This window comes from Lysobacter sp. P5_C4, assembly GCF_054049695.1.
The window spans coordinates 1-17,197 of the sequence record NZ_JBFULX010000008.1 but is presented as its reverse complement, the minus strand read 5'-3'; the positions used below and the strand labels follow the sequence as shown (position 1 = coordinate 17,197).

Annotated in this window: 13 protein-coding genes and 1 tRNA gene; all 14 read left to right on the top strand. The window is 64.8% G+C overall.

The window, feature by feature from the left end:
* On the top strand, positions 1–209 hold a 209-nt coding region (locus ACXJJ8_RS15385), incomplete at its 5' end, for an uS7 family ribosomal protein (RefSeq protein ID WP_499031850.1).
* 123 nt (positions 210–332) lie between these two features.
* Positions 333–2,423 (top strand): elongation factor G, encoded by a 2,091-nt coding sequence (fusA, locus tag ACXJJ8_RS15380; protein ID WP_499031848.1) that lies wholly within the window; start codon positions 333–335, stop codon positions 2,421–2,423.
* 50 nt (positions 2,424–2,473) lie between these two features.
* Positions 2,474–3,664, top strand: a complete 1,191-nt coding sequence (gene tuf / locus ACXJJ8_RS15375; protein ID WP_499031846.1) for an elongation factor Tu — start codon at positions 2,474–2,476, stop codon at positions 3,662–3,664.
* Between the two features lie 106 nt (positions 3,665–3,770).
* Positions 3,771–3,846: transfer RNA gene (locus ACXJJ8_RS15370), tRNA-Trp, on the top strand.
* A gap of 36 nt (positions 3,847–3,882) precedes the next feature.
* Positions 3,883–4,254 (top strand): preprotein translocase subunit SecE, encoded by a 372-nt coding sequence (secE, locus tag ACXJJ8_RS15365; RefSeq protein ID WP_499031844.1) that lies wholly within the window; start codon positions 3,883–3,885, stop codon positions 4,252–4,254.
* Between the two features lie 13 nt (positions 4,255–4,267).
* A complete protein-coding gene (gene nusG / locus ACXJJ8_RS15360; RefSeq protein ID WP_499031842.1) occupies positions 4,268–4,840 on the top strand; it encodes a transcription termination/antitermination protein NusG in 573 nt (190 codons plus the stop codon).
* Between the two features lie 80 nt (positions 4,841–4,920).
* On the top strand, positions 4,921–5,349 hold the full coding sequence (rplK, locus tag ACXJJ8_RS15355) for a 50S ribosomal protein L11 (RefSeq protein WP_036167791.1): 429 nt from the start codon (positions 4,921–4,923) through the stop codon (positions 5,347–5,349).
* A gap of 3 nt (positions 5,350–5,352) precedes the next feature.
* Positions 5,353–6,051 (top strand): 50S ribosomal protein L1, encoded by a 699-nt coding sequence (gene rplA / locus ACXJJ8_RS15350; protein WP_499031839.1) that lies wholly within the window; start codon positions 5,353–5,355, stop codon positions 6,049–6,051.
* Positions 6,052–6,388: 337 nt separating this feature from the next.
* A complete protein-coding gene (rplJ, locus tag ACXJJ8_RS15345) occupies positions 6,389–6,919 on the top strand; it encodes a 50S ribosomal protein L10 (RefSeq protein WP_498965326.1) in 531 nt (176 codons plus the stop codon).
* A gap of 39 nt (positions 6,920–6,958) precedes the next feature.
* Entirely contained in the window at positions 6,959–7,333 is a 375-nt protein-coding gene (rplL, locus tag ACXJJ8_RS15340; RefSeq protein ID WP_498965328.1) for a 50S ribosomal protein L7/L12, read from the top strand.
* Between the two features lie 265 nt (positions 7,334–7,598).
* A complete protein-coding gene (rpoB, locus tag ACXJJ8_RS15335) occupies positions 7,599–11,768 on the top strand; it encodes a DNA-directed RNA polymerase subunit beta (protein ID WP_499031837.1) in 4,170 nt (1,389 codons plus the stop codon).
* 27 nt (positions 11,769–11,795) lie between these two features.
* Positions 11,796–16,031: a DNA-directed RNA polymerase subunit beta' gene (rpoC, locus tag ACXJJ8_RS15330; protein WP_499031834.1), complete on the top strand. Its 4,236-nt coding sequence runs from the start codon at positions 11,796–11,798 to the stop codon at positions 16,029–16,031.
* 266 nt (positions 16,032–16,297) lie between these two features.
* On the top strand, positions 16,298–16,672 hold the full coding sequence (gene rpsL, locus ACXJJ8_RS15325) for a 30S ribosomal protein S12 (RefSeq protein WP_036167774.1): 375 nt from the start codon (positions 16,298–16,300) through the stop codon (positions 16,670–16,672).
* A gap of 17 nt (positions 16,673–16,689) precedes the next feature.
* A complete protein-coding gene (rpsG, locus tag ACXJJ8_RS15320; protein WP_036167772.1) occupies positions 16,690–17,157 on the top strand; it encodes a 30S ribosomal protein S7 in 468 nt (155 codons plus the stop codon).
* Positions 17,158–17,197: the final 40 nt, after the last annotated feature.

Sequence of the window (17,197 nt, the reverse complement as noted above, 5' to 3'; positions counted from 1 at the left end):
CGGTCGAAGTGCGCTCCTCGCGTCGCATGGCGCTCGCGATGCGCTGGCTGATCGAATCGGCGCGCAAGCGCGGCGAGAACAGCATGCCGCGCAAGCTCGCCGGCGAGTTGCTGGACGCCTCGGAAAACCGTGGCGGCGCGATCAAGAAGCGCGAAGAAACGCACCGCATGGCGGATGCGAACAAGGCGTTCGCGCACTACCGCTGGTAAGACACGCGGGCCCCTAAGCCGGGCCCGTTCGCGGCCGGCACTGCCGCCGCACTCGCCCGAGCCGCCGCAAGGCGGCTTCGGCCTTCCGGACATTGCGTCCGACACGAACAACGAGAGACAGCCGTGGCTCGCACCACTCCCATCGAGCGTTACCGCAACTTCGGCATCATGGCCCACATCGATGCCGGCAAGACCACGACGACCGAACGCATCCTGTTCTACACGGGCGTCAACCACAAGATCGGCGAAGTGCACGAAGGTGCCGCGACGATGGACTGGATGGAGCAGGAGCAGGAGCGCGGCATCACCATCACGTCGGCGGCGACGACGGCGTTCTGGAAGGGCATGGACATGTCCCTGCCGGAATACCGCTTCAACATCATCGACACCCCCGGGCACGTCGACTTCACCATCGAAGTCGAGCGTTCCCTGCGCGTGCTCGACGGCGCGGTGTTCGTGCTGTGCGCCGTCGGCGGCGTGCAGCCGCAGTCGGAGACCGTGTGGCGCCAGGCCAACAAGTACAACGTGCCGCGCCTCGCGTTCGTCAACAAGATGGACCGCACGGGCGCCAACTTCTCCAAGGTCGTCGAGCAGCTGAAGTCGCGCCTGGGCGCGTATCCGGTGCCGATGCAGGTGCCGATCGGCGCCGAGGAAGGCTTCGAAGGCGTGATCGACCTCATCAAGATGAAGTCGATCGTGTGGGACATGGAATCCAAGGGCACGAAGTTCGAGTACGCCGAAATCCCGGCGAACCTGCTCGACGAGTGCACGACCGCGCGCGCGTTCATGGTCGAGGCCGCCGCCGAGGCGTCCGAAGAGCTGATGGACAAGTACCTCAACGACGGTGAGCTGTCGGAAGACGAAATCATCTTCGGCATCCGCGAGCGCACGCTCAAGTGCGAAATCATCCCGGCGCTGTGCGGCACCGCGTTCAAGAACAAGGGCGTGCAGGCGATGCTCGACGCGGTCATCCGCTTCCTGCCGTCGCCGTCGGATCGTCCGCCGGTCGCCGGCATCGACGAGAACGACAAGGAAGACCACCGCAACGCGCTGGATTCCGATCCGTTCTCCGCGCTCGCCTTCAAGATCATGACCGACCCGTTCGTGGGTTCGCTCACGTTCTTCCGCGTCTACTCGGGCACGCTCAACTCCGGCGACCAGGTCTACAACCCGGTCAAGTCGAAGCGCGAGCGCGTGGGCCGCATCCTGCAGATGCACGCCAACAACCGCGACGAGATCAAGGAAGTGCGCGCGGGCGACATCGCCGCGGCCGTCGGCCTGAAGGACGTGACCACCGGCGACACGCTGTGCGCGCAGGACAAGGTCATCACGCTCGAGCGCATGATCTTCCCGGAGCCCGTCATTTCGATGGCGGTCGAGCCGAAGACCAAGTCCGACCAGGAAAAGATGGGCCTCGCGCTCGGTCGCCTCGCGCAGGAAGATCCCTCGTTCCGCGTGCGCACGGATGAAGAATCCGGCCAGACGATCATCTCGGGCATGGGCGAGCTCCACCTGGAAATCCTGGTGGACCGCATGAAGCGCGAGTTCAACGTCGAAGCGAACGTAGGCAAGCCGCAGGTCGCCTACCGCGAAACCATCCGCAAGGCCGTCAAGTCCGAAGGCAAGTTCGTGCGCCAGTCGGGCGGCAAGGGTCAGTTCGGCCACGTGTGGCTGGAGATCTCGCCGAACGAGCAGGGCAAGGGCTACGAGTTCGAGAACGGCATCGTCGGCGGCGTGATTCCGAAGGAATACATCCCGGCGGTCGACAAGGGCATCCAGGAAGCGGTCGCGAACGGCCTCATGGCCGGGTTCCCGATCGTCGACGTCAAGGTCAAGCTGGTCGACGGCTCGTACCACGAAGTCGACTCGTCCGAAATGGCGTTCAAGATCGCGGGTTCGATGGGCTTCAAGGAAGGCTTCCACAAGGCCTCGCCCGTGCTGCTCGAGCCGATGATGAAGGTCGAGATCGTCACGCCCGAGGATTACCTCGGCGACGTGATGGGCGACGTCAGCCGTCGTCGCGGCATCCTGCAGGGCCAGGACGACAGCCCGTCGGGCAAGATCATCAACGCGATGATCCCGCTGGGCGAAATGTTCGGCTACGCGACCACGCTGCGTTCGATGTCGCAGGGCCGCGCGACCTTCACGATGGAATTCGACCACTACGCCGAGGCGCCGAACAACATCGCCGAAGCCGTGATCAAGAAGTCCTGATCGTCCACTCGCCAAGCACACAACACATTCAATTTCTGAGGTAAGCAATCATGGCCAAGGGTAAGTTCGAGCGCACCAAGCCCCACGTGAACGTGGGCACGATCGGTCACGTTGACCACGGCAAGACGACGCTGACGGCGGCGCTGACGAAGGTGGGCGCGGAACGTTTCGGCGGCGAGTTCAAGGCCTACGACGCGATCGACGCGGCGCCGGAAGAGAAGGCGCGCGGCATCACGATTTCGACGGCGCACGTGGAATACGAATCGGCCAACCGCCATTACGCGCACGTGGATTGCCCGGGTCACGCCGACTACGTCAAGAACATGATCACGGGTGCGGCGCAGATGGACGGCGCGATCCTGGTGTGCTCGGCCGCGGACGGCCCGATGCCGCAGACGCGCGAGCACATCCTGCTTTCGCGCCAGGTCGGCGTGCCGTACATCGTCGTGTTCCTGAACAAGGCCGACATGGTGGACGACGCCGAGCTGCTCGAGCTGGTCGAGATGGAAGTGCGCGAGCTGCTGAGCAAGTACGAGTTCCCGGGCGACGACACCCCGATCATCAAGGGTTCGGCGCGCCTGGCGCTGGAAGGCGACCAGTCGGAAATCGGCGTGCCGTCGATCCTGAAGCTGGTCGATGCGCTGGACACGTTCATCCCGCAGCCGGAGCGCGCGATCGACAAGCCGTTCCTGATGCCGGTGGAAGATGTGTTCTCGATCTCCGGCCGCGGCACCGTGGTGACCGGCCGCATCGAGCGCGGCATCATCAAGGTCGGTGACGAAATCGAAATCGTGGGCATCCGCCCGACGCAGAAGACGATCGTCACGGGCGTGGAAATGTTCCGCAAGCTGCTGGACCAGGGCCAGGCGGGCGACAACGCGGGCCTGCTGCTGCGCGGCACCAAGCGCGACGACGTCGAGCGCGGCCAGGTGCTGGCCAAGCCCGGTTCGATCACCCCGCACACCACGTTCGAAGCCGAGGTGTACGTGCTGTCGAAGGACGAAGGCGGCCGCCACACGCCGTTCTTCAAGGGCTACCGCCCGCAGTTCTACTTCCGCACGACGGACATCACCGGTGCCGTGACCCTGCCCGAAGGCGTGGAAATGGTCATGCCGGGCGACAACATCAAGATGGTGGTCGAGCTGATCAACCCGGTCGCGATGGACGACGGCCTGCGCTTCGCGATCCGCGAAGGCGGTCGTACGGTCGGCGCCGGCGTGGTGGCGAAGATCCTCAAGTAAGCATCGGAAGGGCAGGCGCGGAACACCGCGCCGCCCGGATGGTCGGAAAGGGCGTGGCGGCGCGAGCCGCCGTTGCCTTTTTCGGAGAAGCAGTTCCAACACATGTACGCCAGTAGCTCAATTGGCAGAGCAGCGGTCTCCAAAACCGCAGGTTGGGGGTTCGAGTCCCTCCTGGCGTGCCACTTCAGGCGCAACGTGACACGCGTCGGCGAGAACGGATGAACAGCAAGGTCGAACAACCGAAGGCCGCCTCCGCGGGCGACGTCGTCAAGTACGCACTGGCAATCTTGCTGGTCGCGGCGGGCGTGTTCGCCTTCTATTGGTATCCCGAGTCGCAGTTCCGCTGGCTCGCGGTGATCGGCGGGCTGGCCGCGGGTTTCGTGGTCTTCATGACCTCGGTCAAGGGCGCGCAGACGCGCGAGTTCTTCTCGGAGTCGCGCTTCGAACTGCGCAAGGTCGTGTGGCCGACGCGCCAGGAAGCGGGTCGCGCGACCGTGATGATCATCATCGCCGTCACCGTGATCAGCCTGATCCTCGCAACGTTCGACTGGGTCATCCAGTTGGGCGTCAAGGCCCTGCTGGGCAACTGATTCAGAGGATCCGATGGAAGACAACGTCGAAAAGCGCTGGTACGTGGTCCACGCCTATTCCGGCTTCGAGAAGTCGGTGGCGCAGGCCTTGCGTGATCGCATCGTGCGGACCGAAATGCAGGATCGCTTTGGCGACGTGCTGGTACCGACCGAGGAAGTCGTGGAAATGCGCTCCGGCCAGAAGCGCCGTTCCGAGCGCAAGTTCTTCCCGGGCTACGTGCTCGTGCAGATCGCCACGCACGACGAAGGCGGCATTCCGCGCATGGACAGCGAAAGCTGGCACCTCGTGAAGGAAACGCCGAAGGTGATGGGCTTCATCGGCGGCACCGCCGATCGTCCGCTGCCGATCCGCGACGAGGAAGCTGCGGCCATCCTCGACCGCGTGCAGGAAGGCGTGGAGAAGCCGAAGCCGAAGGTGTTGTTCGAAGCCGGCGAAATGGTGCGCGTCACCGACGGCCCGTTCAACGACTTCAACGGTGTCGTGGAAGAAGTGAATTACGAGAAGAGCCGCCTGCGCGTCGCAGTGCTGATCTTCGGTCGTTCCACCCCGGTGGAACTGGAATTCGGGCAAGTCGAGAAGGCTTGACCCTTGAAGCCCGGCGAGTGGTTCGCCAGGGCACGTAAGCGAGGAGCCGATCAGGCGTTCGCACTCGCAGGAGCAAAGCAATGGCAAAGAAAGTCGTCGGTTACATCAAGCTGCAGGTCAAGGCCGGCCAGGCCAACCCGTCGCCGCCCGTGGGTCCCGCCCTCGGCCAGCGCGGCCTGAACATCATGGAATTCTGCAAGGCGTTCAATGCCGCCACGCAGAAGCTCGAACCTGGTCTCCCGATCCCGGTGGTCATCACCGCGTACTCGGACCGCACCTTCACCTTCATCACGAAGACGCCGCCGGCGTCGATCCTGCTGAAGAAGGCCGCGGGCATCCAGTCCGGTTCCAAGCGCCCGAACACCGAGAAGGTGGGCAAGGTCACGCGCAAGCAGGTCGAGGAAATCGCGAAGGCGAAGGAACCCGACCTGACGGCTGCCGACCTGGAAGCCGCGGTGCGCACGATTGCGGGCTCCGCCCGTTCCATGGGTCTGGTGGTGGAGGGCTAAGTCATGGCGATGAACAAGCGACAGAAAGCAATCAAGGCGGCCGTCGAGCCGGGCAAGGCTTACGCGATCGACGAAGCCCTGAAGATCCTCCAGAACGGCACGAAGGCGAAGTTCGTCGAAGCGATCGACGTCGCCGTGCGCCTGGGCGTGGACGCGAAGAAGTCCGACCAGCAGGTGCGCGGTTCGACCGTGCTGCCGGCCGGTACCGGCAAGTCGGTGCGCGTGGCGGTGTTCGCCCCGGCCGGCGCCAAGGCTGACGAAGCGCGCGCCGCCGGCGCCGAAGCCGTCGGCATGGACGACCTCGCCGAAGCGATGCAGAACGGCGACCTGAACTACGACGTCGTCATCGCGACGCCGGATGCGATGCGCGTGGTCGGCAAGCTCGGCCAGGTGCTCGGTCCGCGCGGCCTGATGCCGAACCCGAAGGTCGGCACCGTTTCGCCGAACCCGGCCGAAGCGGTCAAGAACGCGAAGGCGGGCCAGGTGCGTTACCGCACCGACAAGGCCGGCATCATCCACTGCACGATCGGCAAGGCCTCGTTCGAAGCCGAAGCCCTGAAGGGCAACCTCACCGCGCTCCTGCTCGACCTGATCAAGGCCAAGCCGTCGACCGCGAAGGGCCAGTACCTGCAGAAGATCTCGCTGAGCTCGACGATGGGCCCGGGCGTGATCGTCGACCCGTCGACGCTGACCCTGAAGTAATCGTTACAACGCGCCCGCAACTGCGAGCGCGTGCAACAAGTTTTGAGGGCTTCGCGCCGCAAGGCGCGACGCCGTCAAAGACCGCAGGTGCGGTCCGCGCGATGCGAAGACGGGCAGGAAGCTCGGTACGGCACGGCAAGGAGTCGTCTTTCGCAGCAGGCGGGAACGCGTAATCCATTCGCAAGGATGGGCCTGCGTAGATGGTGCCGCCCCCTCTGGAAGTTTTCTGGAAGGGCCACCACCGGGATGCACATGCATCCCCGGCGCCAACGGAAGGCGTCGCTCGAGGACCGCAAGCGGCAGGAGCCGTGCGCGGAGTTCAATTGGAGGAGTGTCAATGGCTCTCAATCTGTCCCAGAAGCAGGAAGTTGTCGCCGAGCTGGCAGACGTGGCCTCGAAGGCGCACTCCCTGGTCGCAGCCGAATACGCAGGCATCACGGTCTCCCAGATGACCGCGATGCGCAAGAAGGCCCGCGAATCCGGCGTGTACTTGAAGGTTGTCAAGAACACGCTCGCATCGCGCGCCGTCGTCGGTACCGAGTTCGAGGTCGTCAAGGACGCCCTGACCGGTCCGCTGCTGTATGCGTTCTCGACCGAGGAACCCGGCGCTGCCGGTCGCCTCATCAAGGAGTTCGCCAAGGGCAACGACAAGCTCAAGGCCCGCATCGTGTCGGTGGAAGGCAAGTTGCTGCCTGCCGCGCACGTCGAGGTCCTGGCTTCGCTGCCGACGCGTGAGCAGGCGCTTGCCATGCTCGCCCGCGTGCTCGCCGAGCCCGCCAGCATGTTCGCCCGTGCCGTCAAGGCCGTGGCCGACAAGCAGGGTGGTGGCGATGCGTCCGCGGAAGCCCCGGCTGCCGAAACTGCCTGATTTCAGTTCAAACCCTTTAAATATCCAGAGGTAATCACCATGTCCCTTTCCAACGATCAGATCGTTGACGCGATCGCCGCGAAGTCGCTGATGGAAGTGATGGAGCTGGTCAAGGCCATCGAAGAAAAGTTCGGCGTCTCCGCTGCTGCGCCCGTCATGGCCGCCGCCGGCCCCGCCGCCGCTGCTGCCCCGGTCGAAGAGCAGACCGAATTCACCGTCGTCCTGAAGGCCGTCGGCGAGAAGAAGGTCGAAGTCATCAAGGCCGTCCGCGCCATCACCGGCCTGGGCCTGAAGGAAGCGAAGGACCTCGTCGAAGGCGCCCCGCAGAACGTCAAGGAAGCGGTGTCGAAGGACGAGTCCGAGAAGTTCAAGAAGGAACTCGAGGCCGCTGGCGCGACCGTCGAAGTCAAGTAATCGCAATTGCGTCGCCGGTGACATTGGCGACCACCCAAGGCTGGGGACGAGAGTCCCCGGCCTTTGGCCGTTCCAAGGAAGTCCGCGGTAAACGATTCAGCCGTGTGTGGTTTGTGCTGATACGTGTTCCACCATCACCGAGTTGACAGTTGGAAGTAGCGGGAGAAGGCGTGCTGGTGCCGGCAATACCAGCGACTCCCAACTGGCAATTTGACGTTCCCCCCGGCCGCCCGCGCGCGGCCGACATCGAGAGGCGGTAGCTCCCATGACCACTGCGTCCACCTATTCCTTCACCGAGAAGAAGCGCATCCGCAAGGACTTCGGCAAGCGCCGTTCGATCCTTGAAGTGCCGTTCCTCCTGGCGATCCAGGTCGATTCCTATCGCGAGTTCCTGCAGGAACACGCCGAAATGAACGCGCGCGACGACAAGGGCCTGCACGCAGCCCTGAAGTCCGTGTTCCCGATCAGCTCCTACAGCGGCAACGCCGCGCTCGAATACGTCGGCTACCGCCTCGGCGACCCGGCGTTCGACGAGCGCGAATGCCGCAACCGTGGCCTGTCTTACGGCGCGCCGCTGCGCGTCACCGTGCGCCTGGTGATCTACGACCGCGAGTCGTCGACCAAGGCCATCAAGTACGTGAAGGAGCAGGAGGTCTACATGGGCGAAATCCCGCTCATGACCGACAACGGCACCTTCATCGTCAACGGCACCGAGCGCGTCATCGTCTCGCAGCTGCACCGCTCGCCGGGCGTGTTCTTCGACCACGACCGCGGCAAGACGCACAGCTCGGGCAAGCTGCTGTATTCCGCGCGCATCATTCCGTATCGCGGTTCGTGGCTCGACTTCGAGTTCGATCCCAAGGACGCGCTGTTCACCCGCATCGACCGCCGCCGCAAGCTGCCGGTCTCGGTGCTGCTGCGCGCGCTGGGCTACAACAACGAAGAAATGCTCCGCGCGTTCTTCGAGATCAACACCTTCCACATCGAACCCGAAGGCGTGCAGCTGGAGCTCGTCCCCGAGCGCCTGCGTGGCGAAACGCTGGACTTCGACCTGGCCGACGGCGATCGCGTGATCGTCGAAGCCGGCAAGCGCATCACCGCGCGCCACGTCAAGCAGCTCGAGCAGTCGGGCATCGCCGCGCTGGCCGTGCCGGATCTCTACCTCGTCGGTCGCATCCTCGCGCATGACGTCATCGATCCGAAGACGGGCGAACTGCTCGCCTCGGCGAACGACGAAATCAACGAAGACCACCTCGAGAAGCTCCGCAAGGCGGGCATCGATTCGGTCGGCACGATCTGGGTCAACGACCTCGACCGTGGCCCGTACCTGTCGAACACCCTGCGCATCGACGGCACCAAGACCAAGCTCGAAGCGCTGGTCGAGATCTACCGCATGATGCGTCCGGGCGAGCCGCCGACCAAGGACGCCGCCGAGAACCTGTTCCACAACCTGTTCTTCACCTTCGAGCGTTACGACGTCTCGGCGGTGGGCCGCATGAAGTTCAACCGCCGCATCGGCCGCAAGGACGTGCTCGGCCCGTCGGTGCTGTACGACCGCAAGTACTTCGGCGACTACAAGAACGGCAAGGACGAGGAAGCGCAGCGCCTGGTCGCCGCGCAGGGCGATACGTCCGACATCCTCGACGTCATCCGCGTGCTGACGGAAATCCGCAATGGCCGTGGCGTGGTGGACGACATCGACCACCTGGGCAACCGTCGCGTGCGTTCGGTCGGCGAAATGGCCGAGAACGTGTTCCGCGTGGGCCTGGTGCGCGTCGAGCGTGCGGTCAAGGAACGCCTGTCGATGGCCGAGTCCGAAGGCCTGACGCCGCAGGAACTGATCAACGCCAAGCCGGTTGCCGCCGCGATCAAGGAGTTCTTCGGCTCCTCGCAGCTCTCGCAGTTCATGGACCAGAACAACCCGCTGTCGGAAGTGACGCACAAGCGTCGCGTCTCCGCGCTGGGCCCGGGTGGCCTGACGCGCGAACGCGCCGGCTTCGAAGTGCGCGACGTGCATCCGACGCATTACGGCCGCGTGTGCACCATCGAAACGCCTGAAGGCCCGAACATCGGCCTGATCAACTCGCTCGCCGTGTTCGCCCGCACCAACCGCTACGGCTTCCTCGAGACGCCGTACCGCAAGGTCGTGGACGGCCGCGTCACCGACGACGTCGAGTTCCTCTCGGCGATCGAAGAGAACGAGTACGTCATCGCGCAGGCCAACGCGCCGCAGGACGACAAGGGCGCCATCACCGCGCAGTTCGTCGCGTGCCGTTACCAGGGTGAATCGTTGCTCAAGCCGCCGAGCGAGATCCACTTCATGGACGTCTCGCCGATGCAGACCGTGTCGGTCGCCGCCGCGCTCGTGCCGTTCCTCGAGCACGACGACGCCAACCGCGCACTGATGGGCGCGAACATGCAGCGCCAGGCCGTGCCGACGCTGAAGTCGCAGAAGCCGCTCGTGGGCACCGGCATCGAACGCGCCGTTGCGCGCGACTCGGGCGTCACGGTGAACGCGCGCCGCGGTGGTTTGATCGCGCAGATCGACGCCGGCCGCATCGTGGTCAAGGTCAACGAAAAGGAAATCGTCGGCGAGACCGATGCCGGCGTCGACATCTACACGCTGATCAAGTACACGCGCTCCAACCAGAACACCTGCATCAACCAGACCCCGCTGGTGAACGTGGGCGACCGCGTCGAACGCGGCGACGTGCTGGCCGACGGTCCCTCGACCGACATCGGCGAGCTCGCGCTCGGCCAGAACATGCTGGTCGCGTTCATGCCGTGGAACGGCTACAACTTCGAAGACTCCATCCTGCTCTCCGAGCGCGTGGTGGAAGAGGATCGCTACACGACGATCCACATCGAAGAGCTGACCTGCGTCGCGCGCGACACGAAGCTGGGCCCGGAAGAAATCTCGGCCGACATCCCGAACGTTTCCGAACAGGCGCTCAACCGCCTCGACGAATCGGGCGTGGTGTACATCGGCGCCGAAGTGCGCGCCGGGGACATCCTGGTGGGCAAGGTCACGCCGAAGGGCGAATCGCAGCTGACGCCGGAAGAGAAACTCCTCCGCGCGATCTTCGGCGAGAAGGCCTCCGACGTGAAGGACAGCTCGCTCCGCGTGCCGCCGGGCATGGACGGCACCGTCATCGACGTGCAGGTCTTCACCCGCGACGGCATCGAGAAGGACAAGCGCGCCCGCCAGATCGAGGAATACGAAGTCCGTCGCGTCAAGAAGGACTTCGACGACCAGTTCCGCATCCTCGAAGGTGCGATCTATGCCCGCCTGCGGACGCAGTTGCTGGGCAAGGTCGCCAACGGCGGCGCGAACCTCAAGAAGGGCGACACGATCTCCGACGAGTACCTGGATGGCCTGAAGAAGGCCGAGTGGTTCCAGCTGCGCATGAAGGACGACGACGCCAACGACGCCATCGAACGCGCTTCCAAGCAGATCGATGCGCACGAGAAGGAATTCGAGCGCCGCTTCGCCGACAAGCGCGGCAAGATCACGCAGGGCGACGACCTCGCCCCCGGCGTGCTCAAGATGGTGAAGGTGTTCCTCGCGGTGAAGCGCCGCATCCAGCCGGGCGACAAGATGGCCGGCCGACACGGCAACAAGGGTGTCGTGTCGACGATCGTGCCGGTCGAAGACATGCCGTACATGACGGATGGTTCGTCGGTCGACATCGTGCTGAACCCGCTGGGCGTGCCGAGCCGAATGAACATCGGCCAGATCCTCGAGACGCACCTGGGCTGGGCCGCGAAGGGCCTGGGCCAGAAGATCGATCGCATGCTCAAGGCACAGGCCGCGGTCGCGGACCTGCGCAAGTTCCTCGACCAGATCTACAACCACGACGAAGCGATGAACGGACAGCGCGTCGACCTGGCGCTCTTCACCGATGAAGAACTGCTGCGCCTGGCCAACAACCTGGTCGACGGCGTGCCGATGGCGACGCCGGTGTTCGACGGCGCGGCCGAGAGCGAGATCAAGAAGATGCTCGAACTCGCCGAACTCCCGCTCAGCGGCCAGACCACGCTGCACGACGGTCGTACCGGCGAAGCGTTCGAACGCCCGGTCACCGTGGGCTACATGCACATGCTGAAGCTGAACCACCTGGTCGACGACAAGATGCACGCGCGTTCGACCGGTCCGTACTCGCTCGTCACCCAGCAGCCGCTGGGCGGCAAGGCGCAGTTCGGTGGCCAGCGCTTCGGCGAAATGGAAGTCTGGGCGCTCGAAGCCTACGGCGCGGCCTACACCCTGCAGGAAATGCTGACGGTGAAGTCCGACGACGTGCAGGGCCGCAACCAGATGTACAAGAACATCGTCGACGGCGAACACGAGATGGTCGCGGGGATGCCTGAGTCCTTCAATGTGCTGGTGAAGGAGATTCGCTCCCTCGCCATCAACATGGAACTCGAAGAGCACTAAGCCGCCGCCGCCGACCAGGAGACACCCATGAAAGACTTGCTCAATCTGTTCAACCAGCAGCGGCCGACCCTCGACTTCGACGCGATCAAGATCGCGTTGGCGTCGCCGGACCTCATCCGCTCGTGGTCCTACGGCGAAGTGAAGAAGCCCGAGACCATCAACTACCGTACGTTCAAGCCCGAACGCGACGGCCTGTTCTGCGCCGCGATCTTCGGCCCGATCAAGGACTACGAGTGCCTGTGCGGCAAGTACAAGCGCATGAAGCACCGTGGCGTGGTCTGCGAGAAGTGCGGCACGGAAGTCACGCTGGCCAAGGTGCGCCGTGAGCGCATGGGCCACATCGACCTCGCATCGCCCGTCGCGCACATCTGGTTCCTGAAGTCGCTTCCTTCGCGCATCGGTTTGATGCTCGACATGACGCTGCGCGACATCGAACGCATCCTGTACTTCGAAGCCTATGTCGTCACCGAGCCGGGCCTGACCCCGCTCGAGCGCGGCAACCTGCTGACCGAAGAACAGTTCATGACGGCGCGCCAGGAACACGGCGACGACTTCGACGCCGCGATGGGCGCCGAGGCCGTGTACGAGTTGCTGCGCACGATCGACCTGCAGTCGGAAATGCTCCGCCTGAAGGAAGAAATCGCCGCGACCAACTCCGAGACCAAGCTCAAGCGCCTCACCAAGCGCATCAAGCTGATCGAGGCGTTCCTCGACTCCGGCAACCGCCCGGAGTGGATGGTCATGACCGTGCTGCCGGTGCTTCCGCCGGACCTGCGCCCGCTCGTCCCGCTGGACGGCGGCCGCTTCGCGACGTCGGACCTCAACGACCTGTATCGCCGCGTCATCAACCGCAACAACCGCCTCAAGCGCCTGCTTGAGCTCAATGCGCCGGACATCATCGTGCGCAACGAGAAGCGCATGCTGCAGGAATCGGTTGACGCCCTGATGGACAACGGCCGTCGCGGCCGTGCGATCACCGGCACCAACAAGCGCCCGCTCAAGTCGCTCGCCGACATGATCAAGGGCAAGCAGGGTCGCTTCCGCCAGAACCTGCTCGGCAAGCGCGTCGACTACTCGGGCCGTTCGGTCATCGTGGTCGGCCCGACGCTGCGCCTGCACGAGTGCGGCCTGCCGAAGAAGATGGCGCTCGAGCTGTTCAAGCCCTTCATCTTCGCCAAGCTGCAGCGCCGTGGCCTGGCCACGACGATCAAGGCCGCCAAGAAGCTCGTCGAGCGCGAAGAAGCGGAAGTGTGGGACATCCTCGAGGAAGTCATCCGCGAGCATCCGGTCCTGCTCAACCGCGCGCCGACGCTCCACCGCCTGGGCATCCAGGCGTTCGAGCCGGTGCTGATCGAAGGCAAGGCGATCCAGCTGCATCCGCTGGTCTGCACCGCGTTCAACGCCGACTTCGACGGCGACCAGATGGCCGTGCACGTCCCGCTGTCGCTCGAAGCGCAGTTGGAAGCGCGCGCCCTGATGATGGCGTCGAACAACATCCTGTCGCCGGCGAACGGCGAGCCGATCATCGTGCCGTCGCAGGACGTCGTGCTCGGCCTGTACTACATGTCGCGCGCCCTGGAGAACAAGAAGGGCGAGGGCATGGCGTTCGCGAACGTCGCCGAGGTCAAGCGCGCGTACGACAACCGCGTCGTCGAGCTGCACGCCAAGGTCAAGGTGCGCATCACGCAGACGGTGATCGCCGAAGACGGCACGCGCTCGAAGCAGACCTCGATCGTCGACACCACCGTCGGCCGCTCGCTCCTGCAGGAAATCCTGCCGGAAGGCCTGCCGTACGCGCTGGCGAACGTCGAACTGACGAAGAAGAACATCTCGCGCCTGATCAACTCGTGCTACCGCATGCTCGGCCTGAAGGACACGGTCGTGTTCGCCGACAAGCTGATGTACACCGGCTTCGCGTACGCCACGCGCGCCGGCGTTTCCATCGGCATCGACGACATGATCATCCCGACCGAGAAGAAGGGCATCCTCGACGAGGCCGAGACCGAAGTGCTGGAAATCCAGCAGCAGTACCAGTCGGGCCTGGTCACCTCGGGCGAGCGCTACAACAAGGTCGTGGACATCTGGTCGCGCACCAACGAACGCGTCGCCAAGGCGATGATGGATGCGATCGGCACCGACTCGGTGGTCAACGCCAAGGGCGAGACCGTGCCGCAGAAGTCGATGAACTCGATCTACATCATGGCCGACTCCGGCGCGCGTGGTTCGCAGGCGCAGATCCGCCAGCTCGCGGGCATGCGCGGCCTGATGGCCAAGCCGGACGGCTCGATCATCGAGACGCCGATCACGGCGAACTTCCGCGAAGGCCTGAACGTCCTGCAGTACTTCATCTCGACCCACGGCGCCCGTAAGGGCCTCGCGGACACCGCGTTGAAGACGGCGAACTCCGGTTACCTGACGCGTCGCCTCGTCGACGTCGCGCAGGACGTGGTCATCACCGAAACCGATTGCGGCACGCACGAAGGCCTCACCATGACGCCGATCGTGGAAGGCGGCGATGTCGTCGAGCCGCTGCGCGACCGCGTGCTGGGCCGCATCGTGGCCGAAGACGTGTTCCTGCCGGGCAACGACGAAGATCCGTTCGTCACCCGCAACACGCTGCTCGACGAAGCGTGGGTGCAGAGCATCGAAGACGCCGGCGTGCAGTCCATCAAGGTGCGTTCGACCATCACGTGCACGAGCCCGTTCGGCGTGTGCTCGCACTGCTACGGTCGCGACCTCGGTCGTGGCCACCTGGTCAACCACGGCGAAGCGGTCGGCGTCGTCGCCGCGCAGTCGATCGGCGAACCGGGCACGCAGCTGACCATGCGTACGTTCCACATCGGTGGTGCGGCATCGCGTGCGGCGGCGATCGACAACGTGACCGTCAAGACGACGGGCACGGTGAAGTTCAACAACCTCAAGCACGTCGACCACGCCTCGGGCCACCTGGTCGCGGTGTCGCGTTCGGGCGAACTGTCCGTGCTCGACGGCCACGGCCGCGAGCGCGAGCGTTACAAGCTGCCCTACGGTGCGACGATCCAGGTCAAGGACGGCGCGTCGGTGAAGGCCGGCCAGACCGTGGCGAACTGGGATCCGCATAACCACCCGATCGTGTCGGAAGTGGCGGGCGTCATGCGCCTGATCGACTTCATCGACGGCGTCACCGTCATCGAGAAGACCGACGAACTGACCGGCCTTGCTTCGCGCGAGATCACCGATCCGAAGCGTCGCGGTACGCAGGCGAAGGACCTGCGCCCGATCGTCCGCATCGTCGACAAGAACGGCAAGGACCTGTCCATCCCGGGGACCGACCTGCCGGCGCAGTACCTGCTGCCGCCGCGCTCGATCGTGAACCTCCAGGACGGTGCCACCGTGGGCGTCGGCGACGTCGTCGCGAAGATCCCGCAGGAAGCGTCGAAGACGCGCGACATCACCGGTGGTCTGCCGCGCGTGGCCGACTTGTTCGAAGCGCGCAAGCCGAAGGACCCGGCGATCCTCGCCGAAGTCTCGGGCATCGTCAGCTTCGGCAAGGACACCAAGGGCAAGCAGCGCCTGATCATCAAGCAGGCCGACGGCAGCGAGCACGAAGAGCTGATCCCGAAGTACCGCCAGATCATCGTGTTCGAAGGCGAACACGTGGAGAAGGGCGAGACGGTCGTGGACGGCGAACCGAGCCCGCAGGACATCCTGCGCCTGCTCGGCGTGGAGCCGCTGGCGGTTTATCTCACCAAGGAAATCCAGGACGTCTATCGCCTGCAGGGCGTGAAGATCAACGACAAGCACATCGAGGTGATCGTTCGCCAGATGCTGCGCAAGGTCGAAGTGCTGGATGCGGGCGACACCAAGTACCTGCACGGTGAGCAGATCGAGCGCCAGCGCATGGTCGAGACCAACGCCATCGCCGTGTCGAAGAACGAGATCCCCGCGAAATACGACCCGGTGCTGCTCGGCATCACGAAGGCGTCGCTGGCGACCGAGTCCTTCATCTCGGCGGCCTCCTTCCAGGAGACCACCCGCGTGCTCACCGAGGCGGCCGTTCGCGGCACGCGCGACGGGCTGCGCGGCCTCAAGGAGAACGTGATCGTGGGCCGCCTGATCCCGGCGGGCACGGGCCTGGCCTACCACACCGCGCGCCGCCGCAATGCCTCGGGCCTGACCGAGTCGGAGCTGGAAGCGCTGTCGGGCACGATGGTGGAGCCGGCACCGGCACCGGTGGTCGAAGCGGTCGAAACCGACGCCGGCGAGGACAGCAGCGCCAGCTAAACCACGCCAAGTGGCGGCCTGAAGGCCGCCCCAGACCACGAAATGAGGCGCAGGGAGCGCCTCGTCTTCGGCCCAGGATGGGCGGGAATCATCGAAGGCCGGGCGGCCCCGAGGCGGGTCGCCCATTGCCTCCGCAAAGTCGGCTCGCGTTGACGGTTTTCGTCGGCGCGGGCTATACTTTTCCGTCTATGCAGGCCCGACGTGGCCTGCATCGTTATTCACGCAGGACCTCGGTCCCGATCTCGGTCCAAAAACAGAGTCCCGAAATGGCAACGATCAACCAGCTGGTGCGTAAGGCGCGCAGCCCGGAAACCTACAAGAGCACGTCGCCTGCACTGGCGAATTGCCCGCAGCGCCGCGGCGTCTGCACGCGCGTCTACACGACCACCCCGAAGAAGCCGAACTCGGCGCTTCGCAAGGTCGCGAAGGTGCGCCTCACCAACGGCTACGAGGTCATCTCGTACATCGGCGGCGAAGGCCACAACCTGCAGGAACACTCGGTCGTGCTCATCCGCGGCGGCCGCGTCAAGGACCTGCCGGGCGTGCGTTATCACACCGTGCGCGGCTCGCTCGACGCCGCCGGCGTCGCCAAGCGTCGCCAGGGTCGTTCCAAGTACGGCGCCAAGCGCCCGAAGTCCTGATCTAGGGGTCATCGAACATGTCGCGTAAAGGTTCCACTCCGCAGCGCACCGTCCTCGCCGATCCGAAACACGGCAGCGAGACGATCGCGCGTTTCATCAACATGGTCATGCAGAGCGGCAAGAAGTCGGTCGCTGAAAAGATCGTGTACGGCGCCATGGACGTCATCGGCGAAAAGAACGCCAATGCGCTCGAGCTCGTCGAAAAGGCCCTCGGCAATGTGTCGCCGTCGGTCGAAGTGAAGTCGCGCCGCGTCGGCGGTGCCACGTACCAGGTGCCGGTCGAAGTGCGCTCCTCGCGTCGCATGGCGCTCGCGATGCGCTGGCTGATCGAATCGGCGCGCAAGCGCGGCGAGAACAGCATGCCGCGCAAGCTCGCCGGCGAGTTGCTGGACGCCTCGGAAAACCGTGGCGGCGCGATCAAGAAGCGCGAAGAAACGCACCGCATGGCGGATGCGAACAAGGCGTTCGCGCACTACCGCTGGTAAGACACGCGGGCCCCTAAGCCGGGCCCGTTCGTTCGCGGCC

Coding starts and splice junctions, on each gene's coding strand:
- tuf (WP_499031846.1), top strand. CDS start 2,474: ATGGCCAAGGGTAAGTTCGAGCGCACCAAGCCCCACGTGAACGTGGGC.
- secE (WP_499031844.1), top strand. CDS start 3,883: ATGAACAGCAAGGTCGAACAACCGAAGGCCGCCTCCGCGGGCGACGTC.
- nusG (WP_499031842.1), top strand. CDS start 4,268: ATGGAAGACAACGTCGAAAAGCGCTGGTACGTGGTCCACGCCTATTCC.
- rplK (WP_036167791.1), top strand. CDS start 4,921: ATGGCAAAGAAAGTCGTCGGTTACATCAAGCTGCAGGTCAAGGCCGGC.
- rplA (WP_499031839.1), top strand. CDS start 5,353: ATGGCGATGAACAAGCGACAGAAAGCAATCAAGGCGGCCGTCGAGCCG.
- rplJ (WP_498965326.1), top strand. CDS start 6,389: ATGGCTCTCAATCTGTCCCAGAAGCAGGAAGTTGTCGCCGAGCTGGCA.
- rplL (WP_498965328.1), top strand. CDS start 6,959: ATGTCCCTTTCCAACGATCAGATCGTTGACGCGATCGCCGCGAAGTCG.
- rpoB (WP_499031837.1), top strand. CDS start 7,599: ATGACCACTGCGTCCACCTATTCCTTCACCGAGAAGAAGCGCATCCGC.
- rpoC (WP_499031834.1), top strand. CDS start 11,796: ATGAAAGACTTGCTCAATCTGTTCAACCAGCAGCGGCCGACCCTCGAC.
- rpsL (WP_036167774.1), top strand. CDS start 16,298: ATGGCAACGATCAACCAGCTGGTGCGTAAGGCGCGCAGCCCGGAAACC.
- rpsG (WP_036167772.1), top strand. CDS start 16,690: ATGTCGCGTAAAGGTTCCACTCCGCAGCGCACCGTCCTCGCCGATCCG.